The organism is Microcystis sp. M_QC_C_20170808_M9Col, assembly GCF_007095495.1.
Lineage (GTDB): Bacteria > Cyanobacteriota > Cyanobacteriia > Cyanobacteriales > Microcystaceae > Microcystis > Microcystis aeruginosa.
This window is the reverse complement of sequence record NZ_SFBZ01000176.1, coordinates 1-24,837: the sequence shown is the minus strand read 5'-3', so window position 1 is coordinate 24,837 and position 24,837 is coordinate 1. Positions and strand designations below refer to the sequence as shown.

At 41.3% G+C, this 24,837-nt stretch carries 21 protein-coding genes and 2 pseudogenes; 13 read left to right on the top strand and 10 right to left on the bottom strand.

Features of this window, described 5'->3' with window-relative positions:
* Positions 1-62 precede the first annotated feature (62 nt).
* Complete coding sequence (locus tag EWV68_RS10595) at positions 63-3,092, top strand: type ISP restriction/modification enzyme (RefSeq protein WP_287169747.1); 3,030 nt, start codon at positions 63-65, stop codon at positions 3,090-3,092.
* Positions 3,093-3,223: 131 nt separating this feature from the next.
* Here EWV68_RS10595 and EWV68_RS10590 read toward each other — a convergent pair whose 3' ends face one another.
* Positions 3,224-3,619 (bottom strand): helix-turn-helix domain-containing protein, encoded by a 396-nt coding sequence (locus EWV68_RS10590; protein WP_061430537.1) that lies wholly within the window; start codon positions 3,617-3,619, stop codon positions 3,224-3,226.
* A gap of 379 nt (positions 3,620-3,998) precedes the next feature.
* Between EWV68_RS10590 and EWV68_RS10585 the strand changes: the two genes are divergently transcribed.
* Complete coding sequence (locus EWV68_RS10585) at positions 3,999-4,292, top strand: hypothetical protein (RefSeq protein ID WP_002760270.1); 294 nt, start codon at positions 3,999-4,001, stop codon at positions 4,290-4,292.
* Here the strand turns inward: EWV68_RS10585 and hrcA are convergent.
* Together hrcA and EWV68_RS10575 are read right to left on the bottom strand one after the other, a co-directional pair.
* Entirely contained in the window at positions 4,279-5,355 is a 1,077-nt protein-coding gene (gene hrcA / locus EWV68_RS10580; protein WP_287169746.1) for a heat-inducible transcriptional repressor HrcA, read from the bottom strand. The two genes, EWV68_RS10585 and hrcA, sit on opposite strands and share 14 nt — an antisense overlap.
* A gap of 164 nt (positions 5,356-5,519) precedes the next feature.
* Positions 5,520-5,858, bottom strand: a complete 339-nt coding sequence (locus EWV68_RS10575) for a rhodanese-like domain-containing protein (RefSeq protein WP_061430535.1) — start codon at positions 5,856-5,858, stop codon at positions 5,520-5,522.
* A 209-nt stretch (positions 5,859-6,067) separates the two neighbouring features.
* Here EWV68_RS10575 and EWV68_RS10570 point away from each other — a divergent pair, with 209 nt between their 5' ends.
* The 4 genes from EWV68_RS10570 (at position 6,068) to recJ (ending at position 12,266) form a co-directional block, all read left to right on the top strand.
* Positions 6,068-6,295: a hypothetical protein gene (locus tag EWV68_RS10570; protein WP_061430534.1), complete on the top strand. Its 228-nt coding sequence runs from the start codon at positions 6,068-6,070 to the stop codon at positions 6,293-6,295.
* Positions 6,296-6,409: 114 nt separating this feature from the next.
* A complete protein-coding gene (gene sbcC, locus EWV68_RS10565) occupies positions 6,410-9,433 on the top strand; it encodes an exonuclease subunit SbcC (RefSeq protein WP_287169752.1) in 3,024 nt (1,007 codons plus the stop codon).
* A gap of 19 nt (positions 9,434-9,452) precedes the next feature.
* Positions 9,453-9,707 carry a MoaD/ThiS family protein gene (locus tag EWV68_RS10560; RefSeq protein WP_061430532.1) on the top strand — a complete coding sequence of 85 codons (255 nt, stop codon included), beginning with the start codon at positions 9,453-9,455 and terminating at the stop codon, positions 9,705-9,707.
* A 276-nt stretch (positions 9,708-9,983) separates the two neighbouring features.
* Positions 9,984-12,266 carry a single-stranded-DNA-specific exonuclease RecJ gene (recJ, locus tag EWV68_RS10555; RefSeq protein ID WP_287169745.1) on the top strand — a complete coding sequence of 761 codons (2,283 nt, stop codon included), beginning with the start codon at positions 9,984-9,986 and terminating at the stop codon, positions 12,264-12,266.
* 48 nt (positions 12,267-12,314) lie between these two features.
* Here the strand turns inward: recJ and EWV68_RS10550 are convergent, their stop codons facing one another.
* Positions 12,315-13,262 (bottom strand): fused MFS/spermidine synthase, encoded by a 948-nt coding sequence (locus EWV68_RS10550; RefSeq protein WP_287169751.1) that lies wholly within the window; start codon positions 13,260-13,262, stop codon positions 12,315-12,317.
* 325 nt (positions 13,263-13,587) lie between these two features.
* Here EWV68_RS10550 and accA point away from each other — a divergent pair, with 325 nt between their 5' ends.
* The 3 genes from accA (at position 13,588) to EWV68_RS10535 (ending at position 15,348) form a co-directional block, all read left to right on the top strand.
* Positions 13,588-14,577, top strand: a complete 990-nt coding sequence (gene accA, locus EWV68_RS10545) for an acetyl-CoA carboxylase carboxyl transferase subunit alpha (RefSeq protein WP_061430530.1) — start codon at positions 13,588-13,590, stop codon at positions 14,575-14,577.
* Positions 14,578-14,714: 137 nt separating this feature from the next.
* Positions 14,715-15,005, top strand: coding sequence for a nucleotidyltransferase family protein (locus EWV68_RS10540; RefSeq protein WP_002736589.1), 291 nt, complete (start codon positions 14,715-14,717; stop codon positions 15,003-15,005).
* Complete coding sequence (locus EWV68_RS10535; protein WP_287169744.1) at positions 14,995-15,348, top strand: HepT-like ribonuclease domain-containing protein; 354 nt, start codon at positions 14,995-14,997, stop codon at positions 15,346-15,348. The genes EWV68_RS10540 and EWV68_RS10535 overlap by 11 nt, the downstream gene beginning before the upstream one ends.
* Before the next feature lie 32 nt (positions 15,349-15,380).
* Here EWV68_RS10535 and EWV68_RS10530 read toward each other — a convergent pair.
* From EWV68_RS10530 to rplU, 3 genes and pseudogenes are all read right to left on the bottom strand, one after another.
* Positions 15,381-15,476 (bottom strand): annotated as a pseudogene (locus EWV68_RS10530) (PEP-CTERM sorting domain-containing protein); the annotation flags it as partial.
* Between the two features lie 83 nt (positions 15,477-15,559).
* The gene (gene rpmA / locus EWV68_RS10525; protein ID WP_002744094.1) at positions 15,560-15,829 is read right to left on the bottom strand and encodes a 50S ribosomal protein L27; all 270 of its coding nucleotides are present in this window, start codon (positions 15,827-15,829) and stop codon (positions 15,560-15,562) included.
* Positions 15,830-15,863: 34 nt separating this feature from the next.
* Positions 15,864-16,253, bottom strand: coding sequence for a 50S ribosomal protein L21 (rplU, locus tag EWV68_RS10520; RefSeq protein ID WP_149989476.1), 390 nt, complete (start codon positions 16,251-16,253; stop codon positions 15,864-15,866).
* Between the two features lie 195 nt (positions 16,254-16,448).
* On the opposite strand from rplU, the gene murQ reads away from it, so the two are divergent.
* The 4 genes from murQ to EWV68_RS10500 all read left to right on the top strand — a co-directional run bounded on the left by murQ (position 16,449) and on the right by EWV68_RS10500 (position 20,154).
* Entirely contained in the window at positions 16,449-17,369 is a 921-nt protein-coding gene (gene murQ, locus EWV68_RS10515) for an N-acetylmuramic acid 6-phosphate etherase (protein ID WP_287169743.1), read from the top strand.
* Positions 17,370-17,396: 27 nt separating this feature from the next.
* The gene (locus tag EWV68_RS10510) at positions 17,397-18,887 is read left to right on the top strand and encodes a site-2 protease family protein (protein ID WP_287169742.1); all 1,491 of its coding nucleotides are present in this window, start codon (positions 17,397-17,399) and stop codon (positions 18,885-18,887) included.
* Between the two features lie 180 nt (positions 18,888-19,067).
* The gene (locus EWV68_RS10505; protein WP_004163221.1) at positions 19,068-19,466 is read left to right on the top strand and encodes a DUF4164 domain-containing protein; all 399 of its coding nucleotides are present in this window, start codon (positions 19,068-19,070) and stop codon (positions 19,464-19,466) included.
* Between the two features lie 109 nt (positions 19,467-19,575).
* Positions 19,576-20,154 carry an esterase/lipase family protein gene (locus EWV68_RS10500; protein WP_287169741.1) on the top strand — a complete coding sequence of 193 codons (579 nt, stop codon included), beginning with the start codon at positions 19,576-19,578 and terminating at the stop codon, positions 20,152-20,154.
* A 171-nt stretch (positions 20,155-20,325) separates the two neighbouring features.
* Here EWV68_RS10500 and EWV68_RS10495 read toward each other — a convergent pair whose 3' ends face one another.
* From EWV68_RS10495 to EWV68_RS10485, 3 genes and pseudogenes are all read right to left on the bottom strand, one after another.
* Positions 20,326-20,748: a hypothetical protein gene (locus tag EWV68_RS10495; protein ID WP_287169740.1), complete on the bottom strand. Its 423-nt coding sequence runs from the start codon at positions 20,746-20,748 to the stop codon at positions 20,326-20,328.
* 391 nt (positions 20,749-21,139) lie between these two features.
* A complete protein-coding gene (locus EWV68_RS10490) occupies positions 21,140-21,649 on the bottom strand; it encodes a HEAT repeat domain-containing protein (protein WP_061430525.1) in 510 nt (169 codons plus the stop codon).
* Position 21,650: 1 nt separating this feature from the next.
* Positions 21,651-24,594, bottom strand: a pseudogene (locus EWV68_RS10485) (HEAT repeat domain-containing protein).
* Between the last annotated feature and the right edge of the window lie 243 nt (positions 24,595-24,837).

Genomic DNA, 24,837 nt, shown 5'->3' with positions numbered 1-24,837 from the left:
ATCAGAGTCCAAAATCTATCTTCTATTTGATTATAACTACTTAATTTACCTCCTCTAAGCCCATGTCTAGATTATTAATCAGCCAGTATCAGGCGGAAGTTGAGAAGATTGTCCAATATGGCGGCAGTCGCAAGGAAACTTCGATTAGAGTCGCTTTTCAGAATTTGTTAAATGACTATTGCAAGGCGCGGGATTTTTTGTTAATTCCGGAGTTGGATTATCGCACTAAGTCGGGAAAAGTTGTCTATCCTGACGGGACGGTAAAGGATGCTTTGCGGTTAGATTGGGGATATTGGGAAAGTAAGGATCAATACGATAATTTAGATGAGGAAATTGAGAAAAAGTTAGCGAAAGGCTACCCTAATGACAATATTTTATTTGAAGACTCCCAGACGGCGGTTTTAATTCAAGGAGGAGAGGAAAGACTGCGCGTCTCGATGCGCGATGATGAGGCTTTGGATGGGATTATTAATGCTTTTATTAATTATGTACGTCCAGAAGTTAACGATTTTCGAGAGGCGATTGATAGTTTTAAGGAAGATTTACCAACAATTTTGGAAGCGTTGCGGGGTTTAATTGCGTTGCAATCGGAGACGAATCGGAATTTTGTGACAGCGCGGGACAAATTTTTAGAGATTTGTCGCAAGTCAATCAATCCAGAAATTAGTCTGGAAGATGTGCGAGAGATGATTATTCAGCACATCCTGACAGAGGATATTTTTATCAATATTTTTAATGAGTCTCAGTTTCACCGGGAAAATAATATCGCCAGGGAATTACAGGGAGTGATTGAAACTTTCTTTACTGGTAATACTAAGCGCAATACTTTAGGGACTATTGAACGTTATTATGCGGTAATTCGGCGGACAGCGGCGAATATTTACAATCACCACGAGAAGCAGAAGTTTCTCAAGGCGATTTATGAGAATTTTTATAAAGCATACAATCCGAAAGCGGCGGACCGGTTGGGAATTGTCTATACACCCAATGAAATTGTCCGTTTTATGATTGAAAGTGTCGATTATTTAGTCCACAAGCATTTTAGGAAGTTGTTGGCGGATCCAGGAGTAGAAATTTTAGATCCGGCGACGGGGACAGGAACTTTTGTAACGGAGTTAATTGAGTATTTACCGAAGGATAAGTTACGGTACAAGTATAAGCATGAGATGCACTGTAATGAGGTGGCAATTCTGCCTTATTATATTGCTAATTTGAATATTGAGTTCACCTATAAGCAGAAGATGGGTGAGTATGAAGAGTTTGAGCATATCTGTTTTGTGGATACCCTGGACCATGCTGCTTTTCATCTCAAGCAGATGGATTTGTTTGCCATGTCGGTGGAGAATACCCAACGCATTCAAAATCAAAATGACCGCAATATTTCTGTAATTATTGGTAATCCTCCTTATAATGCTAATCAGCAAAATGAGAATGACAATAATAAAAATCGGAAGTATCCTGCTATTGATAAGCGCATTAAGGATACTTACATCGAAGAGAGTACCGCGCAGAAGACAAAGCTATATGATATGTATTCTCGCTTCTTTCGTTGGGCTACAGATAGGTTAGGTGAAAATGGTATAATAGCTTTTATTACTAACTCTTCTTTTATCGATGCGAGGACATTTGACGGTTTTAGAAAAGTAGTAGAGAATGAGTTTAGTGAAATTTATATCATTGATTTAGGTGGTAATGTCAGGAAAAATCCTAAACTTTCAGGGACAACTCATAATGTTTTCGGTATTCAGACGGGGGTGACGATTAGTTTGATGGTGAAGCGAGAAAGTAATAATCTTCCTTGTCAAATTTTATATACTCGCCGTCCTGAATTGGATACAGCATCGCAAAAATTAGAGTTTTTGTCATCGACAAAACTTAATCAGCTTGATTTTGAGCATATCATCCCAGATAAAAAACATAATTGGATTGAACAATCAGATAATGATTTTAATAACTTGATACCTGTCGTTGACAAAAACACTAAGCTATCCAAAGATCAAATTCATGAAGTGGCAATATTTAAGTTATATACAAATGGGATAAAAAGTAATAGAGATGAATGGGTGTATGATTTTAGTCATAATTATTTGATTGATAAATTAAAGTTTTTTGTTGAAATATATAATGAAAATGTCAACAAGTATAAGACAGCTAAAACTCAAGAAAATATAGACAATTTTGTTGATTATACAATTAAGTGGAGCGAAGCACTCAAGAATCATTTGAAGGCTCTAAAGACAACAGAGTTTACAGAAAAACATATAATTAGACAATTGTACAGACCTTTTGTAAAAAGCTTTTTTTATGCTGATTTTATCTTAAATGATCGTCTAACTAACTATCATGCAGAATTGTTTGGGCAAAAATTTGATTATATTAATAGTGTTATTTATTTTTCAGGCGTTCCGTCATCTAAACCTTTTCAAGTTTTAACCTCTAATTGTCCGGTTGATTATCATTTCATTGGTGATACACTTTGTCTCCCCTTCTACCGCTACGACAAAGAAGGAAACCGCATCGACAATATCACCGATTGGGGATTGCAGCAATTCCAAAAACATTACAACGATAAAACCATCACCAAACTCGATATCTTCCACTACACTTATGCAGTCCTTCACTACCCGGAATATCGCAGTAAATATGAATTAAACCTTAAGCGAGAATTTCCCCGACTTCCTTTTTATGATAACTTCTCTCAATGGGTAGAATGGGGAAGCAAACTAATGGAATTACATATCAACTATGAAACCGTCGCACCCTACCCACTAACCCGCATTGATACTAATAATAACCTCAAACCGAAAACTAAACTAAAAGCTGACCGAGAAAAAAATTCTATCAACCTCGATGATATCACTTTCCTACAAGATATTCCCAAAATTGCCTGGGAATATAAACTCGGTAATCGTTCGGCCTTAGAATGGATATTAGATCAATATAAGGAAAAGAAACCCAAAGATAAAACCATCGCCGAAAGATTTAATAACTATCGCTTCGACGATTATAAAGAAACAGTAATTGACTTATTACAAAGAGTCTGTACTGTCAGCGTCGAAACCATGAAAATAATAGAAGCGATGAGACATTAAAAAGATTGCTTCTGGGAAATCTTATTCTACATTCTACACCCGTTCGGCTGAACGTTCGACTGATCTCACGGCCTCCTGCCCCCTGCCTCCGTTAACGGCTACATCCCGCACTTTATCCTTTGTATTCTTGTCTAAGTTGTTGTAGTTTTTCTGTCTCTTTTGCGGGTGGTTGTATAGTTTTTTTTGCGGGTTATTCCCAAGCGTTCGGCTATTCTTGCCACTGTCGCCACACTTAACACTATACCAGTTCTTTCTAGGAATAGTTTCGATAGTTGAGCTAGAGTTGCGTCATTATTTTCCTCAATTAACTCACCGAGGACGAGCATTTGTTCTGGCGTGAGTTTTAAATGACGTCCACATCGATAAGTCTTCGGTCGAACATCTCCCGTGTCTCGATATTGTTTCAAAAGCTTTTGTACAAAACTTAGGGTTACGCAGAATCTTTTCGCTAATTGTCTTTGAGAGATGGGTTCGTTATAATAACAGTCGAGGATTTTCTGACGGAACTCTACTGGATAGGATTTCATTTTTTGTGCGGTTTAGCTATCGATGACATTATACTTCATATTTGTGAGAAAGAAAGAAAAATGTTATAGTGGGTTTTCTGGCGCGACCCAAGCGATCGCTAAAGATGTTATTATCTAGGACAGTCAACTGAAAAAGTAGGGGCGAAGCATTCGGGCAATAACCTATCGGTGAAACCGTAGATTTTCTATCCGAATGCTTCGCCCCTACAGGACGCGGGCCGATGAAGACGCCAGGTTTTGAAGCACGATTCTCTCAAAATCTTGCACCTGTTTCGCAAGAAAAGCCACAAAACCCTTACCATGCCTACATTTCACATTTATTCAGCCAGCCCTATCTAGGACAGTCAGCTGAAAATTCCCGCAACCTTCCTAGCCACCGATGAGAGCGATCGCTAAAGATGATATTCTTTATATTCACCATGAGGATGTGCCGGTTTACAAAAAAGGCGGTTCAGTGGTGAGAAATAGTTATTTTTGGGCGCTAAAATCGATCGCCTGTGGAGCGCGTCGGGGACAGGATTGGGAGTTCGATGCGGAGGTGTGGGTGGCGCTGGTGCGGATGTTGCTCTGTTTTGCCAATTCTGGCTATTTGGGGGATGGTGAGACAATTTTAGAGTTTACTGTCGATTGTCCCATTCCCGAACCTTTGCGGGGGATATCTACTTACTTATAGCTTCACTGAGATAGTTAGCGGTGGATTCCACCAGGGGAATAGTATTTTCGTATAACATTCGCGTCGGTCCGATAATGCCAACACTACCGACGGGAGTATCTCCCTGTTTATAAAAAGCGGAGATAAGAGTACAAGGGCGCATGGATTCCAGAGGATTTTCGGAACCAATGGTGATTTTGACTTTTTTAGCTGATTTTTCTGGTTCTGGTCTTTGTAAAATCAGGGGTAAAAGGCGATCCTGTTCTGCTTCCAATAGATGCAGTAACATTTGTACTTGTTGCCATTGGGCGAATTCTGGCTGTCGAATGACTTCAGCGACACCATGGACGATAATCTCCGGGGTGGCAGTGGATTGGAGACTAGCGCCGATTTCTTGGCTTAATTGTTGGAGAAAATGGGTATAACGGGCAAATTCTCGCTCGATTTGCCGCCAATCGAGGTTAATTAAATCTGCCAAGCAATAACCTTTTAATTTTTCCCCGAGAAAATTAGAGAGGATTTGTAATTCTTCTGCTAATCCATCCTTCTTGTCCGTTGCCATAGACTCAGGAATCTCTATCATAACCGAGCGCGTTTGTAAACTATCTGTAACAATAATTAACATAATCTGCCGGTCCGAGACGGGGACTAATTGCAGATGACGCAGGGTATTGGTGAGGGTGTGGGGGAGGGTAACGATAGCGATATAACCGCTTAAACCGGCTAAAAGTTGGGTGGCCCGTTGCAGCAGACTTTCGAGACTCCAAGCGGGAGATTTAGCCTTTTGATGCAAATAATAGCCGATTTTTTCGCCGATACGGTCATCGGGAGTCATCAACTCATCGACGTAGAGACGATAACCCCAATCGGAGGGAATGCGTCCGGAGGAAGTGTGGGGTTGATAGAGTAAACCTTCTTTTTCTAGTTTACCGAGAGCATTGCGAATCGTGGCGGAACTAACAGTAAACTTGTACTCATCGAGTAGAGTTTTCGAGCCAACCGGTTCGGCCGTGGCGATATAATGTTGGATTGTCGCCTTTAAGATATGTTGATAGCGATCGCTGAGATGGGTTCTAGCGGACATAGGGGGATAATCTTAACACAAGATTTATAACATTTTTTTAGACAGTATAACGCTTAATCAGTTATCAGTTATCAGTTATCAGTTATCAGTAGTCAGTTATCAGTCCTCCGTGGGGAGAAAGGGGATAGTTTACCCCTCTCTTTTCCCGATGGAGGCGATCAAAATTAGTAACGGGGAATATTAGGATCGACGAGGAGGGCATAAGCATCGATGCCGCCGTTAATATTTTTAACATTAGTAAAACCCTGACTTTGTAGCCATTGGCACATTTGCAGGGATCTCATGCCATGGTGACAGATAACCAGGGTTTCCGCTTGGGGGTTGAATTGGCTGGCAATAGTGGGCGACCATTCTCGGTATTGACTCAAGGGTAAAATGGTAAAATTGGCTACAGATGCCATGGCAACTTCCTCCGGTTCGCGCACATCAATAAGTTGTAAATTAGGATCATGATCGGCTAAACGGAGAGCGAGTTCATGGACGCTAATTTCGGGAATGCTCATAGATTTGGTCTTAAGAATCGGTTATCTTTCCTTTAGAGTAGCAAATCGAGGGACCCTGAGCGGTTAGGGACTTGCGTAGGAATAATATCCCAGCCAAGTGGGGGGATTTGGTCAGTGCCAGAGCGGGGGGGTGATATAATGGGGAAACGGCAGGTATTGAAGACATTGATGCTTTTTAGTACGCCGATTAATCGACAAGCTGAATTTCGATGAATATTGAACAAGCCGTTATCGAAAACTTGCGAAAACTTCCTTTAGAAAAACAACAAGAAGTCTTAAACTTCAGCCAATTTCTAACTCAGATAACTTCGCCAAAAATTGCAGAGATGACCTCCCAAGAAAAAGCAGAAGATTGGCTAAAATTTCTGGAAAGTCAACCCAAGGATACCCCCGGATTACCTGATGAAGCTTTAGGGCGTGAAACTATCTATGACTAATGGCTAAATATCTATTTGATAATAATATTTTCCTGAGGCTGAGTGACAGAATTTCCGCTAATTATGCCTTGTACTGCATTCTCCCCACTTCCCCACTTCCCCACTTCCCAGCTTATGATTCCCCTACAATTAACCCTGAAAAATTTTCTCAGTTATCGCGAGGCAGTGCTAGATTTTCGCGGATTACATACTGCCTGTATTTGTGGTGCCAATGGTGCGGGAAAATCCTCTTTACTCGAAGCAATTACTTGGGCAATTTGGGGAGAAAGTCGCACCTCGATTGCTGATGATGTGATTCATGCGGGCAGCGATTATGCGCGGGTAGATTTCGAGTTTAGTTATGGGGGAGAAATCTATAAAATTATCCGTAGTCGTCACCGGGGAGGGAAAGCTTCTGGTTTAGATTTTCAGGTGATTAATGATCAGAGTTTTCGTCCTTTATCGGGTAAAAGTATTAAAGATACCCAAGCACAGATTAATACTTATCTGAAAATAGACCATAAAACTTTCATTAATTCTGCTTATTTACGACAGGGACAAGCGGACGAGTTTATGAAACAGCCTCCCAGTGGTCGTAAACAGATTTTAGCAGAATTATTACAACTCGATCGCTATGAAATTTTAGCAAATAAAGCCAAGGATATATCGAAACAATTTGATGGACAGTCCCTCCAGATCGAGCAGCAAGTAGAAACTATCAAACTCCGTCTTCAGGAGAAAAATTCTTATCAGCAACAGCTGCAAGAGTTAAGCACCCAAATTAACCAAATTAATCAAGAACAAGAGGTAAATAATCGGCGTTTACAGCAACTACAGGGGGAAGAAAATCAGCGTCAGAATTGGGAAAAACAGCTGCAGTGGCAAAGAGAACAGGAGCGAGCTTTATTAGCAGAAATCGAGAGATTAGACCGGGAAAAAGTTAGTCTAGACAATCAATTAAATCAAATAAGGACTATTCTTCATCGCAAAAATGACATTATTACTGCACACGAGCGCCTAATCAATTTAGACCAGAAAGAGGCCAGTTTGTCAAGTCAATTACAAGCTTGGCAACAGGCCCAGTATGATAAACAACAATTAGAACAGAAATTACAGCAAAAAATTAACGAATTTACCCTTCCCATCCAACAAACGAGCGCTCGTTTAGAAGAATTGGGAAGACAGGAACAAGAAACTCAAAAAATTATCGAGCAAGCGGGGGATATTCAAGCAGGATTAGAGAAATTAAATTATCATCGTCAACGTCTTCAGGAATTGGATAGATTAGCTTTAAAATATGCTCCTTTAAATAGCCGAAAAGCTGATTTAAATATGCAGTTGGAACGGGAAAAAGCTAAGATCAATGCTCGTTGGGAACAACTGCAAAGAAATCGGCAACAATTAGAGACAGAAATCGCTCGTATTCCTCTACTAAGAGAGGAAGCTCTCAATTTAGCCAAACGAATTAAGGAACTAGATAAAAAACAAACCTATTGTGAACGAGTTGAAGAAAAAGAAACTCTTAAACAAGTGGATAAAAAAAGTTTATTGGAGCAACAGAAAAGATATGAAGAACAACTTTTAGAGTTAACTGATAAATTGGAAAAATTAAATATTCCCGATTCGGTTTGTCCTCTGTGTGAACAGAATTTAGACAGTCATCACCGTCATCAAGTAATCAGGAAAACCCATCAACATCAAGAACAAATTCAAGAGCAAATCTGGTCCCTACAGGAAAGGATGGCAGACTGCGATCGAGATTTAAAACGTTTACGGGAGGAATTAGCCCAAATTAAACAAGAATTGCCAGCAAGATCGAATCTACAACAAAAATATGTGCAGTTGGAAGTCAAGTTAGAAACTATTGAAGAAAAGGAAATAGAACTAGAGAAAACCGAGGAGATACTTGTCGAGTTAGAAGCACTTTTAAGCAGTGGCAATTATGCCCTAGAATTACAGCAAGAATTACAAATTGTCAATCAAGAAATCGCCTTTTTAAACTATGATGAACAAAGTCATGCTTTAGTCAGAGGAGAAGAAAAAAGATGGCGTTGGGCAGAAATTCAAGAATCAGAACTTAAGCAAGCAAACCGTCGTTTAGCTAATATCAAGGCCGAGAAACCTAATTTAATTAATCAATTAGCTAGACTAGAACAAGAGAAGCAAGAACTAGGTCAAAACTCCCCACTTAAACAGGAAGTTGAACGCTTAGAAAAGTTTATTCAAAACTTAAATTATGATCGCAGTGAACATCAGAATATTCAAAATCTGATCCGACAATTACAGGGGGTAAGATTACAGTATCAAGATTGGCAACAAGCAGAAAAAAATTATCCAGAAATAGCTGCTAAAATTGCTGACATTGAGCAAAGATTACAGCTGCGAAATCAGGATCGCCAGAAGATAAATCAGGAGTTAGCAAATATTAGTCAAAAGATTGGTACTTTGACTGACTATCGCCAAGAAATAGCCGCATTATCGACCAATATTCAACAGCGAAGACAGATAATTGATGGATTGCTCTCCCAAAAAGGTCGGGTTGAGGAGAAGTTACATCAACTGGAAACTTTAGGTAAACAACTGACAGAAAAAGAGGGCGATTTAGCTAAAGTGAAAAAACAATATACAGTTTATAAAGAGTTAGCCATAGCTTTTGGCAAAAATGGTTTACAAACTCTGATGATTGAAAATGTTTTACCAGAGTTGGAAGCACAAACTAATCATATCTTAGCTCGCTTAACTGGTAATCAATTTCATGTGCAGTTTTTAACCCAAAAAAGTGGTAAAGGTACGAAGAAACAGCGACAAAAGTTAATCGATACTTTAGATATTATTATTGGTGATACCAGGGGATCTCGTCCCTACGAAACCTATTCAGGAGGGGAAGCTTTTCGGATTAATTTCTCGATTCGATTAGCTTTAGCGAGATTATTGGCACAAAGAGCCGGAACAGCCCTACAAATGCTCATTGTTGACGAAGGATTCGGAACTCAGGATGCGGAAGGATGCGATCGCTTAATTGCGGCAATTAACGCTATATCCGCTGATTTTGCCTGTATTTTGACTGTCACCCATATGCCCCAATTTAAAGAAGCTTTTCAACATCGCATCGAAGTCCGCAAAACCGAACAGGGTTCTCAATTAATGTTATTATCCTAGGAAAAATATTGATGTAAAGATGGAAAAGATTACGATCACAGTCAAACTATTTGCTATTTATCAAGAAGTCTATCAAACTTCACAATTAAACCTCGAATTTCCTGCCCACACTTCCGTTACAGAAGTGTTAAACTATATTATAGCCCCCTATCCTCAATTAGAAAGATGGCGGGATGTTACTCGTTTTGGAGTTAATCTTCAGTTTGTTTCGGGAGAGAAAATCCTCGAAAATGGCGATGAGATAGTTTTAATTCCCCCCGTTAGTGGTGGCTAAATGGGGTTTGCTGAAAAAGTACGGGCGAAGCATTCGGATAGAAAATCTACGGTTTCACCGATAGGTTATTGTCCGAATGCTTCGCCCCTACAGGACGCGGGCTGATGAAGACGCAAGGTTTTGAAGCACGATTCTCTCAAAATCTTGCACCTGTTTCGCTCGTAAAGCCACAAAACCCTTACCTTGCCTACATTTCACATTTATTCAGCAAGCCCTAAATGGAGATAGGGAAAATCACAAAAACTGCCACCTTTTTTACTTTTTCCTTGATATCCCGTGTCTAGCTGGCAAATTCCCCCATCGGTAGAGCTTCCCCAAGAGTTTTTAAAAATAGTCCAAGACTACACCCCAGAGTCGGATGGCAGCGTCGTGGCACAAATATTATGGCATCGCGGTGTCCGGGATATGGCGACTCTGGGGACGTTTCTGGATGAGAAAGCTTATCAGTCAAAAACTCCCTTTGATTTTGGGCAAGAAATGAACTTTGCCGTCAAAAGACTGGAAAAAGCCCTAAATAAAGGCGAAAAAGTGACTATTTGGGGGGATTTCGATGCCGATGGTGTCACCGCTACCACTGTCCTCTGGGAAGGATTGGGGCAGTTTTTCCCAGCTGATCAACAGTTAGATTATTACATACCCGATCGCCAAAAAGAATCCCACGGCCTCAATTGTCCCGGTATCGAGAAACTAGCGCATCAAGGAACCAGTTTAATCGTCACCTGTGACACGGGAAGCACGAATATCGCCGAAATTGACTATGCAAACAGTCTAGGAATCGATATTATCATCACCGATCATCATACCCTACCCGACGAGCGCCCCGAGGTGATTGCCCTGATTAATCCCCGCTACTTTGTGGAAACCCATCCTTTCTATCATCTTTCTGGGGTTGCCGTTGCTTATAAATTAGTGGAAGCGATGTATTTAACCCTAGGAGATATTCCCAGAAAACCCCTAGAAAATTTACTCGATTTAGTTGCGATTGGTTTAATTGCCGATTTAGTCAAATTGACGGGAGAATGTCGTTATTTAGCCCAAAAAGGTCTTAAAAAACTGCAAAATACTCAGCGTTTGGGAGTTAAAAAATTACTGGATTTATGTAACAAAACCGGAGATAGACCCCTGGATATATCCTTCGGTATTGGACCGCGCATTAATGCCGTCAGTCGCATTTATGGCGATGCCAGATTTTGTGTAGAATTACTTACCAGTGAAGATGAAAAACGTTGTCAAGAATTAGCTGAACAAGCGGAATTGGCCAATATTCGTCGCCAAGAAATCCAACGGGATATTATTAAACAAGTTCAGAAAAAACTAGAAAGAATTGATCTTTCCACCACTAATGTAATTATTTTAGATGATCCCCAATGGATGGCGGGAATTTTAGGATTAGTTGCGGGACAAATCGCCCAAGAATACCAGCGACCGACAATTTTATTAAGTACCAGTGAACCACCTTTTGCTAAGGGTTCCGCTCGGTCAATTCGCGAGATCGATCTTTATCAATTAGTATCCTCTCAATCCCATCTTTTACATCGTTTTGGTGGTCATCCTTTGGCCGCAGGTTTAAGTTTAACTATAGAAAATTTACCCCTATTTATTGAGGGGATTAATCAACAGTTGCGACGCACAGGAATTGATTTAACTTCCCTTTCTTCCGAGATAGAAGTGGCTGCGGTGGTGACGGTTTCCCAATTGGGAAAAAGTCTATTTCGAGAATTAAAATTACTAGAACCCTGCGGGATGGGTAATCCGACACCGAAGCTATTAATTCAAAATTGTTATTTTCACAATCTTTGGCATAAAAATCTTGAGGATTTCAAAGGCAGAAAAATTGCTTATCCCCGGACAACTTTTGAGATCTGGGATAGTTCAATCGAGCGGGGTTTCCCCGGTATGTGGTGGGGTCATCACAAAGACGAAATTGCTGCCGATACCCGTTATGATGCCGTAGTCGAATTAGATTTTAATACCTACAAAAATCGCTATGAAGTGCGCTTAATTGCCTTGCATCCCTATCAACAAGAATCCCTAACCTATAGCAATAAAAAAGATTTTTTAATCGACAATCGCCATCGAGAAATTAGTCAAGAAGTTAGCCAATTAAATCCCCTTTTTCTCTGGGAATGTCCCCGGGATTGGACAAAACTTTCTAGGGAATATCAACAGGCAATTTTACGGGATAAAAAGTTAGTTCTTGCCTATGCTAGTCCTTTGAAAAAATCCGCTCACACCACATGGATAAACCTTGTCGGGATCGGGAAATATTTAGCTAGAACTAAAACCAGCATTTCCTGTCAACAATTACAAAACCGCTTAAACCTCAGTTATCATACCCTAGAATTAGGATTAATTTCCCTAGCAGAAAATGGCTTTAAAGTCAAGAAAAATCAAGAAAATTTATCCTTTGAATTAGTCAATCATGAGGCAAAAATTAATAAGATTGAGCAATTTCTAGAAGCGGTAGCTCTAGAGAACTTTCTCCAGCAATACTTTGCTACTGTTCCCCTAGAAATACTGCAAACAATTCTTAATCATGAAGACTCGATCGATTTCTAGTTATAACCCTTATTTACTGATAGCTGATAACTGATAACTGATAACTGATTACTGATTACTGATTACTCCTTGACCGAAGAATTTCGGGGGTTTTGCCAGGGTATAAACTTCCGTATTTTGTGCGATTGCTTGACGAATATAGAGAGGAGTTTGTAACATTCCTAGTAAACTCATGCCATCAATTAAACGTAATCCTCCCGTAGTTGTATCGCTGATTAATTCATCTACCACGTCCGGATCGGGACGAGTATTTAAAGGATGATTAGCACAGAGAGTAAAACCCCAAGGGGAACCATAACTAGGAGTGGGAGCGCAATAGGAATGAACGTAGGGAAAAACTGCTTTTAAAGTATTCACCAAACGCGCATGATACATCACCGAAGGAGGAGAAACCGGGCCAGATTGGACAACCACAATGCCATTTTCGGCCAAAACTCTTTGTAGTTTTTCAAAGTATTCTTTCGTGAATAGGGGGAAAGAAGGACCCTCTTCGATGGGATCAACCAGATCGGAGATAATAATATCCCATTGATCGTTAGTGGTGTCTAAAACCTCTAAAGCATCGGCCACAACTAACTCAAAACGAGGATCATCAAAAGTGCCTTGGTGCATTTCGGGAAGATGTTCCTTACAAGCTTCTACCACATCCCCATCGATATCGATCATCATCACTTTTTCGATTGTTTTCCAACGCAATAACTCCCGCGTTGTCGCACCTTCACCACCTCCCAAAATTAAAGCAGTTTTTGGTTCTTGGTGGGCAATCATTGCCGGTTGCACTAATGCTTCATGATAAATAAATTCATCCCCCGTACAAGATTGCCATTTCCCATCCAGTACCAAGGCTTTTCCATAGGCCCCCGATTCAACAATATACATCTCCTGAAAAGCGGTTTTTTTGTAGGCTAAAATCCGCGAAACCCCATGACTATAAATGTCCCAGGGGGTAATATATTCGTTAACCCATAGATCCGCTTTTAGTTCACTTCCTGCCATAACTAATCCTCCTTGGGGTGAAAAAGGCACGATCTATCATTATACAACAATTGACAAAATTCGATCGATAATCTGGAATTATCTCCGGGTAATCCCGAAGCTGCCGATAATCGATCGCTGAAAAACGGTAAGCTAGAAAAGATTAAGTAAGTAGTTATAATTAAATTGAAGATAGATTTTGCCTCTGATCCCCCCTGCCCCCCTTGATAAGGGGGGTGCCGATAGGCGGGGGGATCCCCCCTTAATCCCCCCTTGACAAGGGGGGTATTTGATAATTTTTAACGCCTACCTACTTAGCTTCAAGTAAACTTCTAGCCACTAACCTATGACTAAAAACGAGACTACCGAGAAAAAGATTTTTCTCCTAGATTTTGAGAAACCCCTCTACGAATTAGAATCTCGCATCGAACAGATTAAAGAATTAGCCCAAGAAAATGGCGTAGATGTCTCGGAACAAATTAGTCAACTAGACGAACGAGCTAATCAATTACGTCGTGAAATTTTTAGCAATCTCACCCCTTCCCAAAGGCTACAATTAGCCCGTCATCCCCGGCGCCCCAGTACCCTAGACTATATTCAAGCAATCACCGATGAATGGTTCGAGTTACACGGTGATCGCGGTGGTTACGACGATCCCGCTCTTGTGGGTGGTGTTGCCCGTTTTAACGGTCGTCCCGTGGTGATTATCGGGCATCAAAAAGGCCGGGATACTAAGGATAATGTGGCTAGAAATTTCGGCATGGCTGCCCCCGGGGGTTATCGTAAAGCCATGCGTTTAATGGAACACGCCCATCAGTTTAATCAGCCAATTTTAACCTTTATTGATACCCCCGGCGCCTGGGCGGGGGTGGAAGCGGAAAAATTAGGTCAAGGAGAAGCGATCGCCTATAACCTCCGGGAGATGTTCCGTTTAGATGTGCCGATCATTTGTACTGTTATTGGCGAAGGTGGTTCGGGCGGCGCTTTGGGCATTGGTGTCGGCGATCGCCTGTTAATGTTAGAGCATTCTGTCTATACCGTGGCGACTCCCGAAGCTTGTGCCGCCATTCTCTGGAAAGATGCCAAAAAATCCGATAAAGCAGCAGTTGCCCTCAAAATTACCTCAAAAGATTTGAAAGAGTTAAATATTATCGATCAGATCATTTCTGAACCCTCCAGAGGAGCCCATGCTGATCCGATTAAAGCGGCAGCCAATTTAAAAGCCGCTATTAGTGAAAATTTAGAGGCTTTATCTTTGTTAACACCCCAACAACGGCGCGAATCTCGTTATCAAAAATTCCGCAATTTAGGCGTATTTTTAGAAGCTACAGCTTAATCAGTGATCAGTGATCAGTGATCAGATGTGAGTTTTCAGTGATTAGTTTGTTTTGTAGATTTGGAAGATTTCAGCTTCAGTTTAAGGGTTGCACCGACAAAGCTATAATATTGATGGCAGGTTCAAAGACACACCAGATGAAACGGGACGAGGTGCTGGCAATTCTAGAGGCACACCGAGAACAGTTACAAAAACTAGGGGTGAAATCTTTGTCTTTATTTGGTTCAGTAGCCAGGGATGAAGCTGATGCCGATAGTGATGTAGATTTGTTAGTAGAATTCGATCGACAAGGTGGTTTTTTTCAACTTCTGCAAGTACAGTATTATTTAGAAGATATTCTGGGATGCTCTGTGGATTTAGGAACTCAGGATGCCTTAAGAGAACATTTACGGGAACCTGTGCTTGAGGATCTGATCAATGCCTTCTAGAGATTGGCGACTTCGCCTTCAAGACATTTTAGAATCTATCAGTGAAATTGAACAGCAAACAAAGGCAATGACGTTTGAGGAATTTGCCAAGAATCAAACAAATATCAAAGCGGTTCTCTATGATTTTATTATTATCGGAGAAGCAACTAGAAATATACCGAAGGAAATTCAGTCTCGCTATCCTCTGATTCCTTGGCGTTTAATGGCAGGAATGAGAAATGTTGCAACTCACGAATATTTTCAAGTTAATTTAAGTAGAATTTGGGCAACAATTCGAGAAGATTTGCCGACCTTAGTACCACAACTACAAGAAGTATTGTCAAGGGAAACAGACCCGGAATAGTTGCGGGGCATTTGTCATATTTATCGGGCAATTTAGCCTACTTTTGTGGTTTCTTTTTCGCTGGATTGGGAGGGTTTTAGTTTGCCCTTGAGGTTTGAAGCTGCACCAAGAGTAGCGGGGGTGAGGAGTGCTTGAGTCCTACGCCCCCACAGAACAACTAATATGTAGTAATGTCGGGGCGCAATTGACACCATGATGTCGAGAGAGTCGATTAACTGGCGCTAACTTCAGCAGGATAAACGCTAACTTGACGGCGACTTTTATCCTTGTATTCAAATTTGACCACACCATCAATTAAAGCGAATAAAGTATCATCGCCACCACGACCAACATTTTTACCCGGGTGAACTTTAGTACCCCGTTGACGGATGAGAATATTTCCCGCTTTTACCACTTGACCACCGTAGCGCTTAACGCCTAGTCTCTGGGAACGAGAATCGCGTCCGTTGCGGGTACTACCCGTACCTTTCTTATGAGCCATAATTTCTCTCCAAATGCTTTTTTGATTCTAAAAGTTATTCTTCTTCATCGCTACTATCTTCTACAACTTCAGCGACGGAGGTAGCAGCAGTGGCGACTAGGGTTTTACCGTTATAATTGATTGAATCAATCATAAAACGGGTAATTTCTTGACGATGACCGCGTTTTTTACGGGTTTTCTTTTTCGGGCGCATTTTATAAACAATAACTTTTTTGCCCCGACGATGTTGCATGACAGTGCCTTCGACGGTGGCCCCTTCGATAAAGGGCTGACCGATGCTAATATCATCCTCATCATGGATTAATAGCACTTTGTCGATGGTATGGGTACTTTGTTCATCGACGGGAAGAAGTTCGATATCGTAATAGCGACCTGGTTCCACCCGAATCTGTTTGCCACCGGTCTCAATAATCGCGTAACTCATAAATTTTCTGCGCTCGTTTTGCCGTACAGGTAGCTGAAAAAAATTCCAGCTTTTGTGCTAATGTCTTCACCTGATCCGAGCAGGAATTGACACAATTTACTATTATCTAATATCTAGGGTGCAATTGTCAAGCTTTTAGCCCACCGATTCGCTATATACTAAAAATAATCTTACAAAAAGCTCAATTAAACCGTTATGGAACAGTGGGAAAGCAGAGGACACCTGTTAACCGAACAAATTAACCCAAACAGCCTAAATTTAGACCAATTAAACCCGCTCGAATTGGTGGATCTCTTCAATCGCGAGGATGCCCAAACCCTAAAAGCGATCGCCATGGCCCGGCAAGAATTGGCCCTAGCAATCTCCCTGACCAGTCAAGCTCTGGCCAAAGGTGGCAGACTCTTTTACATTGGAGCAGGAACCAGTGGCCGGCTGGGGGTTTTGGACGCGGCCGAATGTCCCCCCACCTTCTGCACTCCCCCGGAATTGGTACAGGGAATTATCGCCGGTGGAGCGGCGGCGCTGGTGCGTAGTTCCGAAGATTTGGAGGATAAAGCGGAAGATGGGGCGGCGATTATTGCCCAGCGAGAAATTCACGAATTAGACGTGGTAGTGGGGATTACCGCCGGGGGGACAACCCCCTACGTTCATGGGGCTTTACGGGCGGCAAAACAGCGGGGTGCGACGACGATTGCTATTAGTTGTGTCCCCGCCGAACAGGTGGAGATCGCGGTGGATGTGGATATCCGGTTATTGACTGGACCAGAACTTCTGGCCGGCTCCACCCGTCTGAAAGCGGGAACGGTGACGAAAATGGCTTTAAATATCCTTTCCACAGGGACAATGGTCATGTTAGGCAAGGTTTACGGCAACCAGATGGTCGATGTGGCAGTTACTAATCATAAACTCCATGACCGCGCCCTGCGAATTATCTGCCACCTTACCGATGTTAGTCGCGAGGAAGCGGCTATTTTACTGGAAAAAAGTGGCCGCCGGGTTAAACTGGCTTTGTTAATGCAGAAAACGGGACTTTCGGCGGCCCCAGGACAAGAATTGTTACAAAAGCATCGGGGTCAATTACGGGCTGCCCTGCAAGCTTATAATCAAATTGATTGATAAAAACCTATTGATTTTGACTTTCCTATGGTTAATATTTCTTCGGAAATTGCTGCGATCGCTGTTATTTTCCTCGTCGCTGGTGCTATCTTGACTTGGAGTTTTTATCGAGCTAAACCCTACGGCCAACTGGGAATTTTACCTTGGTTACAATCCTTGGTACTAATTGCTCCTTGGTTAATTTTTTTCGGGCTATTTGCGGCGGGAATTTATCTCAATCTAGCGGTAATTCTCTTTTTACTGGTTGCTTCCACCATTATCTATATTTATTTGGGCAACCGTTTACGCTTACTCAAAACCAATCAGATAATTGAACCGAAAGTTAACCAGGCAGTTAGCCAGTCCGTTACTCCTCTAGAAATCCCGGCAGCGGTGACAGCAATTGTGCCGGATGTGATGCCAATTCCCGAAGAGGATTTAAAAGTTATTCAGAGTATTTTTGGGATAGATACTTTTTTTGCCACCGAAACTATCTCTTTTCAGGAAGGGGCAATTTTTAAAGGCAATTTACGGGGAGAACCGGATCTAGTTCACTCGCGCTTAACCCAGAAATTAAGTAATAATTTTGGCGATAAATATCGTTTATTTCTGGTGGAAGGAACCGAGGAAAAACCTGTGGTAATTATCCTTCCCAAAACTAACGATCCTAGTCCTGCCACTCTTGCTCAAAAAAATCTCTCTTTAGTTTTGTTAGTAGCCACCATTGTCACTAGCTTAGAAGCGGCTGGAATTTTATTAGGTTTTGATTTGTTTAGTAATTGGCAGAGATATCGAGAAGCAATTCCCCTGAGTTTGGGTTTATGGTCGGTATTAATTGCCCACGAAATCGGTCATCTAATTATCGCTAAACGCCATAATGTTCGTCTCAGTTTACCCTATTTTCTTCCCACTTGGCAGATTGGTTCTTTTGGGGCGATTACTCGTTTTGAATCTTTATTACCTAACCGCAGTGTCCTATTTGATATAGCTTTCGCTGGTCCTGCTTTGGGAGGTTTGGTTTCTTTAATCTTGTTAATCGTTGGACTGACTTTATCTAATTCGGCCAGCCTTTTTCAAATCCCTAGTACCTTTTTCCAAAGTTCAATTTTAGTGAGTTTTTTAGCGCGGATAGTTCTGGGCGACGAGTTACAAAATGCCGTTATCTCCGTGCATCCTTTAACTGTTATCGGTTGGTTAGGATTGGTGATTACCGCCCTTAATTTACTGCCTGCTGGACAGTTAGATGGTGGCAGAATTGTTCAGGCTATTTATGGTCGCAAAATTGCCCGCCGCACCACTGTGGCCACTTTGGTCATTTTGGGCATTATTTCCTTAGTTAATCCCAGTAATCCGATTCCTCTCTATTGGACAATTTTAGTCGCTTTTTTACAAAGAGAGTTGGAAAGACCTAGTTTAAACGAGTTAACCGAACCCGATGACACCCGCGCCGGTTGGGGTTTATTACTACTCTTTTTAATGTTGGCGACTCTGATTCCTTTAAGCCCTAGTTTAGCGGGACGGTTAGGCATCGGTGGCTAAATACTTCCCCGAAATTCTTGCCATTGATTGCCGTCAAAAAAAAGCTTGACAAAAACTCAAGTCTTGACTTATAATTTTCTTATAATGGGAATCCGTGTCCGCCTATAGACCCCTGATTTTTCCGTAAAATATAGCCTCCAGTATTTACCCCTGAAGATTTGACTTTTGGAGTTGCTTAAAATGTCTAACGAAACTGTCACTTATTCCCTAGAAGCTGTCCTGACAAGGATTGAGGGGAAAATCGACTCTCTGGAAAAACGCCTTGACGAGAAAATCGACTCTCTGGAAAAACGTATTGACGAGAAAATCGACTCTCTGGAAAAACGTATTGATGAGAAAATCGACTCTCTGGAAAACCGTATTGATGAGAGATTTGACAAGGTAGAAGACCGGTTAACTAAAGTAGAAATAGGACAGGCCGAACTCAAGGGAGATATTAAAGCTTTAGACGAAAAAATCAATGGATTAACTGCAAGGGTTGCCTATCAGGAATTCACCAATCGAGGGATTCTGATAGCATTGGTGGTCGCTATTTTAGGAGGTGCCGCTAAACTTTTTGGTTTTTTCCCTAATCCTTAGAAGTTGCCGGTAGCCGTACCTAGTAGATAGGCTCTTCCCCAAAATTTTTCGCTCATTACCCCGATCATTCGTTAGAATAGATTCAGAATTTAAGGATAAAATCTCATCTATGAATCCCGTTGTTTTGGTGCATGGTTTTCTGGACACTACTGCTGTTTTTAAACCGATGAGCGAGTATTTAAACTATCATGGTTGGCAGGTGCATAGTTTTAATCTAATTCCCAATCATGGTTACAAAAAGTTAGAAGTTTTAGCCGGTCAGGTGGACAATTATATCGAGAAAAACTTTGCTAAAGAGCAGAAAGTAGATCTGATTGGGTTTAGTATGGGAGGATTAATTACCCGCTACTACCTGCAAAGATTGGGAGGAGTGGAAAGAGTGCAACGTTACCTAAATATTTCTGCTCCGAATCGAGGCACGTTAACCGCGTATAGTTTACCCTTAGATGGGATTAGACAAATGCAGCCCGGGAGTCAATTTCTAGAGGATTTAAATCAAGATTGTCAACAAATTTTAAATAAAATTAAAACCACAATTATCTGGACTCCCTACGATTTAATGATATTTCCTGCCCATAGTTCCCGTTTATCGGTGGGTAAAGAAATTTCGATTCCCGTATTGCTCCATGCTTGGATGGTCAAAGATAGCAAAGTTTTAACAACAATTAAAGATGCTTTATTAGAATAGAAATACTGGTTATCTCCAATACCAGAACAAGGTCAAAATATCACCAACAAAAAAGTTAATTATCATCAAAAAAGCTTGACTTATGGTTATAATTGTGCTAATTCAAAAATGAAACGCATCAGCGGCGGACTTCGGGATTTGTATCATTAGAAGATTATTAAACCTCTAGGTTTACTCACTTAAATTAGCAGTTTCTAGCCATTTTTTACCCATTTCAATGGGAATACCGAGGGGAGGACAGAGAACTTTAATTAATTCAATTCCTCCCGTGATTAAAATGCTTCTTAAGCGAGAATTTTTCTTGATTTCTGCGTCAACTTGTGCGACAAAAGTTTGTTTTTCAATTTCGGTATTAGTGGGATAAGTTTGGGTAAGTTGGCTGATAAGTTGTTGGATTTCTTGGGCGGCTTCAGCTAAATTTTGGGGTGTGGCGTAATTATGTTGAACTGCTTTTTGATCTCCTTGCACCGTATCGGCAAAGTTAGCAATATTTGCTCCACGAAGGTCATATTTAGGAGTTTCTGACATAGGATTAAAAGATTGAAGATTACTGATGAGAATTAGGGTTTGCGGCAAAAAGTACGGGCGAAGCATTCGGATAGAAAATCTCCGGTTTCACCGATAGGTTATGCCCAAATGCTTCGCCCCTACAGGACGCGGGCCGATGAAGACGCAAGGTTTTGAAGCACGATTCTCTCAAAATCTTGCACCTGTTTCGCAAGAAAAGCCACAAAACCCCTATCTTGCCTACATTTCACATTTATTCAGCAAGCCCTAATTATAGCATCCATAATGGCAAAACTGAGAACATTTCTCTGAATGAAAGCGATACGTCGAATTCAATTCCCCCTTTTCAAGGGGGATTTAGGGGGATCAAAATAAGGATTGAGCGGCTTTAATCCGAATACTTGGGTTCTTGTCTGTGAATAGTCTTTTGGCAAGAGTTCTGATAATTAAATCGAGGGATTCTGTACTCAATTTCATATCAGTTTACTGCATAACGAGAGCCAATTTTACCGAGGGCATCAACAGCACTGAAACGAACGCTATCATCTTCATCGTAACAAACATTTACTAGATCAGGAATAACATCTTCTAGTCCAATTTCACCTAAAGCAATTGTGGCTGTGACACGAACTTTTACTTCCGTATCTTGTAGGGATTGAATGAGATAGGATATTGCTTTTTCACTACCAATTTTTCCGAGAGATTCCGCCGTGATTATCCGAATATCGGGATTAGTATCAGATAAGCAGGAAGCTAGATAAGGAATTGCGGATTCATTGCCAATTTCTCCTAAAGCTCGAATCAGATTTATGCGAACATTAAGATCATTTTCTCCTATTAAATGGGATACTAAGGTGTCGGCAAGGCTGCTATTGCCAATTTTGCCCAAAGCTTCGGCAGCTTTAGCGCGGATCTGGGGGAGAGAATCGTTGAGTTTATTCAATAAAGTATTGATGGCGATTTGGGTGTTATTAAGTTGCTGAACCATGTTATTTTTTCTCTGGGTTATTGTTATTAGGTTGCTGGGGATAATTCTGTTGGCTTCCTTGCACATTATGAGCTAAATTGCCAATAGTAGCTCCTCTTAAATCATAGGTAATAGATGAGGTTTCAGAGGTTGGGGATTGAGTGGAGTAAGAAATAGATTCAGGGAGGGGGTGATAGTATTTAAGTTTGTTTTGAATTATGTCTAGTGCTTCTCTAGCTTGAGAGAGAGTATCGCCATTATTTAATGTGACAAAATCAGGATTTTTCAGGCATTTGATAAGTTCAGTCATCGCCGCTTCTGAGCCAATTTTACCCAAAGCCTCGGCTGCCTTCCTACGAACATCTTTATTAGAGTATTCTAAAGCCTTGAGTAACCCCGGAATAGCTGTTTCCGAGCCAATCTTACCTAAAGCCTCGGCTGCGTACATACGAACAAGACTATCAGAATCTTTTAAAGCCTTGAGTAACCCCGCAATGGCTGTTTCTGAGCCAATCTTACCTAAAGCGAAGGCTGCCTTCCAACGAACATCTTTATTAGATTCTTCTAAAGCCTTGAGTAACCCCGTAATGGCTGTTTCTGAGCCAATATTACCCAAAGCTAAGGCTGCGTTCCCACGAACATCCTCATCAGAGTGTTCTAAAGCCTTGAGTAACTCCGCAATCGCTGTTTCCGAGCCAATCTTACCCAAAGCCTCGGCTGCGTTCCAACGATCATCATCATCAGAGTGTTCTAAAGCCTTGAGTAACTCCGGAATGGCTGTTTCTGAGCCAATGTTACCCAAAGCCTCGGCTGCCTTCCAACGAACATACGAATAGGAGTCTTCTAAAGCCTTGAGTAACCCCGCAATGGCTGTTTCCGAGCCAATCTTACCCAAAGCCTCGGCTGCTTTGATACGAACATCTTTATTAGAGTCTTCTAAAGCCTTGAGTAACTCCGGAATGGCTGTTTCTGTGCCAATCTCAGCCAAGGCGAAGGCTGCGTTCCTACGAACAGACCAATCATCAGAGTCTTCTAAAGCCTTGAGTAACTCCTGGATGGCTGTTTCTGTGCCAATTTTACCCAAAGCCTTGGCTGCGTACATACGAACAATCGAATTAGAGTCTTTTAAAGCCTTGAGTAACCCCGTAATGGCTGTTTCTGAGCCAATTTTACCCAAAGCTAAGGCTGCGTGACTACGAACATACTAAAGCCTTGAGTAACTCCGCAATGGCTGTTTCCGAGCCAATTTTACTCAAAGCTAAGGCTGCGCGCATACGAACATCATCAGAGTGTTCTAAAGCCTTGAGTAACTCCGCAATGGCTGTTTCCGAGCCAATTTTACTCAAAGCTAAGGCTGCGCGCATACGAACATCATCATCAGAGTGTTCTAAAGCCTTGAGTAACCCCGGAATAGCTGCTTCCGAGCCAATATTACCCAAAGCCTCGGCTGCGTTCCAACGAACACCCCAATCAGAGTCTTTTAAAGCTTGACTTAACTCATTAACAACTTGATTAGACTTTGTTAATCCCAATAACTCCACCTTAAACCGTTTCGGTACATCCAACCCAAGCACTAACCCCACTGTCTGCTTTTGAAACTTAAAGTTGACTTCTCCTGCTAACCTCGCTCCTAATTTTAAATCAATCTCTAACCCTAATTTAACCACCCGTTTTGCTTGGGTTTCATTATCCAATAACCCCAACAGTAACGCCATAGGTTCCGTCCATTTGAGATAATTTAAATAGTCCCACTGTAACTGCTCATCCCTGAGATGGGGTAACTTTTTCTTTAATTCCTCAGCCGTGTAATACTCTTGAATCAGTTGATGGCGAAAAGCAATTTTATCATTACCTTCTAGGTGAATTAGATGATATTTCAATAAATCCTTTAACCACTGCTTACTGTAATATTCTGGGAATCCTTTATTTTTGATAAATTTGCTTAATTCTTCCTCTGCTTCTGTTCGGGAAATAGCCACCTGAATCTCGGTTTTTGACTCCCCTTGGGTCATTTTCCAAGCTAACACTTGCAGCAATTCTCGCCACCAATCCCGCGATTCTTGGTAAGTAGGAACATCTGCTTTTAATTTCTTGTCATAAATTCCTGTAAAAATCTGGAAAACTAAGCCTAAATTAGCAGGAATTTTGTTCTGATTATTATCAAAAACTGAACAAAGCATCCACAAAAGTAGAGGAGTCTGGCCAAATTCCTTGAGACGATTTCCCAACTGTTTAAGCATTTCTTCGCCTTTTTCGGGCAAATAGACCTTGACAAAATCCCGCATCTGTGCTTCGCTCAGGGGGAGCATTTCCAGCTTTTTTTCAATATCTAAGTCGTCGCTGCCTAAATCCCTTGTCGTGAAAATCATCGAAATTTCTGCATACTGCTGGCGAAAGTTTTTTAAATTCTGTCGCGCAGCTTCCGAGGGCAATTCATTGATACCATCAAATAATAATAATGGTCTAAAATTCTGATTTTCTAACAGCCAACTTTCTAGGGTATTACTATCAATAATTAATTTATGGCGTTTCAGGAATTGTAAAATTAAATCAAGAATTGAGGTTTCATACAAGCGTAATTCGATGAGAATGGGAATTTGAATGATTTTAGCCTGATTTTGTTGATTTAGGCGCAAGCTTTGCACCGCTACGGATTCTTCTAATAATAATCTGGCTAAAGCGGTCGATTTTCCTGAACCGGGACGACCTTTTAAAAGAACATGAACGTGATTAGCGGCATACTTGCGTAAACCTTCTAAAACTGTGAATCTTTCGGTTTTTTCTGGTCTTTCTTGTCGGTTTTGTGGTTCTTTTTCAATCGTCTGTACCCACAAATCCCTTAGCAAAGGTGCAGTTTTCGCTGGGCGTGTTTTTCCCTCTACGTCCGTGAGGGTGTAAAATGTCTCCCACTGGGCGTACTTTTCCGAGTCCGAGATAGATTCGAGATAGGGAGTCCAGTCAATCATTGATGCTGTCAAGTATTTAAATTACCTGTTGAGACGAGGAAAAAGGCAACCCCCCAACCCCTAGCAGGGGTTGGGTTGATTCATGAATCAACCCTACTATGAATCAACCCTACCTTGCTTATTTTGGCTCTTCGTTACCCTTTATGCTAAATCAACAGACAAGATGCCAAGATAACATACTTCTAACCCAAAAATTCCGAAAGTTTCTAAAGCCATAGCCTCTCCGTTTTATTAGTTTAAGTT

What these genes read in the sequence shown, in the direction of transcription:
- murQ (WP_287169743.1), top strand. Translation starts at nt 16,449, where the DNA reads ATGGAACAGTGGGAAAGCAGAGGACACCTGTTAACCGAACAAATTAAC.
- sbcC (WP_287169752.1), top strand. Translation starts at nt 6,410, where the DNA reads ATGATTCCCCTACAATTAACCCTGAAAAATTTTCTCAGTTATCGCGAG.
- accA (WP_061430530.1), top strand. Translation starts at nt 13,588, where the DNA reads ATGACTAAAAACGAGACTACCGAGAAAAAGATTTTTCTCCTAGATTTT.
- EWV68_RS10550 (WP_287169751.1), bottom strand. Translation starts at nt 13,262, where the DNA reads ATGGCAGGAAGTGAACTAAAAGCGGATCTATGGGTTAACGAATATATT.
- EWV68_RS10490 (WP_061430525.1), bottom strand. Translation starts at nt 21,649, where the DNA reads ATGGTTCAGCAACTTAATAACACCCAAATCGCCATCAATACTTTATTG.
- EWV68_RS10505 (WP_004163221.1), top strand. Translation starts at nt 19,068, where the DNA reads ATGTCTAACGAAACTGTCACTTATTCCCTAGAAGCTGTCCTGACAAGG.
- EWV68_RS10540 (WP_002736589.1), top strand. Translation starts at nt 14,715, where the DNA reads ATGAAACGGGACGAGGTGCTGGCAATTCTAGAGGCACACCGAGAACAG.
- EWV68_RS10570 (WP_061430534.1), top strand. Translation starts at nt 6,068, where the DNA reads ATGAATATTGAACAAGCCGTTATCGAAAACTTGCGAAAACTTCCTTTA.
- rpmA (WP_002744094.1), bottom strand. Translation starts at nt 15,829, where the DNA reads ATGGCTCATAAGAAAGGTACGGGTAGTACCCGCAACGGACGCGATTCT.
- EWV68_RS10500 (WP_287169741.1), top strand. Translation starts at nt 19,576, where the DNA reads ATGAATCCCGTTGTTTTGGTGCATGGTTTTCTGGACACTACTGCTGTT.
- EWV68_RS10560 (WP_061430532.1), top strand. Translation starts at nt 9,453, where the DNA reads ATGGAAAAGATTACGATCACAGTCAAACTATTTGCTATTTATCAAGAA.
- EWV68_RS10575 (WP_061430535.1), bottom strand. Translation starts at nt 5,858, where the DNA reads ATGAGCATTCCCGAAATTAGCGTCCATGAACTCGCTCTCCGTTTAGCC.
- rplU (WP_149989476.1), bottom strand. Translation starts at nt 16,253, where the DNA reads ATGAGTTACGCGATTATTGAGACCGGTGGCAAACAGATTCGGGTGGAA.
- EWV68_RS10595 (WP_287169747.1), top strand. Translation starts at nt 63, where the DNA reads ATGTCTAGATTATTAATCAGCCAGTATCAGGCGGAAGTTGAGAAGATT.
- EWV68_RS10535 (WP_287169744.1), top strand. Translation starts at nt 14,995, where the DNA reads ATGCCTTCTAGAGATTGGCGACTTCGCCTTCAAGACATTTTAGAATCT.
- EWV68_RS10510 (WP_287169742.1), top strand. Translation starts at nt 17,397, where the DNA reads ATGGTTAATATTTCTTCGGAAATTGCTGCGATCGCTGTTATTTTCCTC.
- EWV68_RS10585 (WP_002760270.1), top strand. Translation starts at nt 3,999, where the DNA reads ATGAGAGCGATCGCTAAAGATGATATTCTTTATATTCACCATGAGGAT.
- hrcA (WP_287169746.1), bottom strand. Translation starts at nt 5,355, where the DNA reads ATGTCCGCTAGAACCCATCTCAGCGATCGCTATCAACATATCTTAAAG.
- EWV68_RS10495 (WP_287169740.1), bottom strand. Translation starts at nt 20,748, where the DNA reads ATGCTTCGCCCGTACTTTTTGCCGCAAACCCTAATTCTCATCAGTAAT.
- EWV68_RS10590 (WP_061430537.1), bottom strand. Translation starts at nt 3,619, where the DNA reads ATGAAATCCTATCCAGTAGAGTTCCGTCAGAAAATCCTCGACTGTTAT.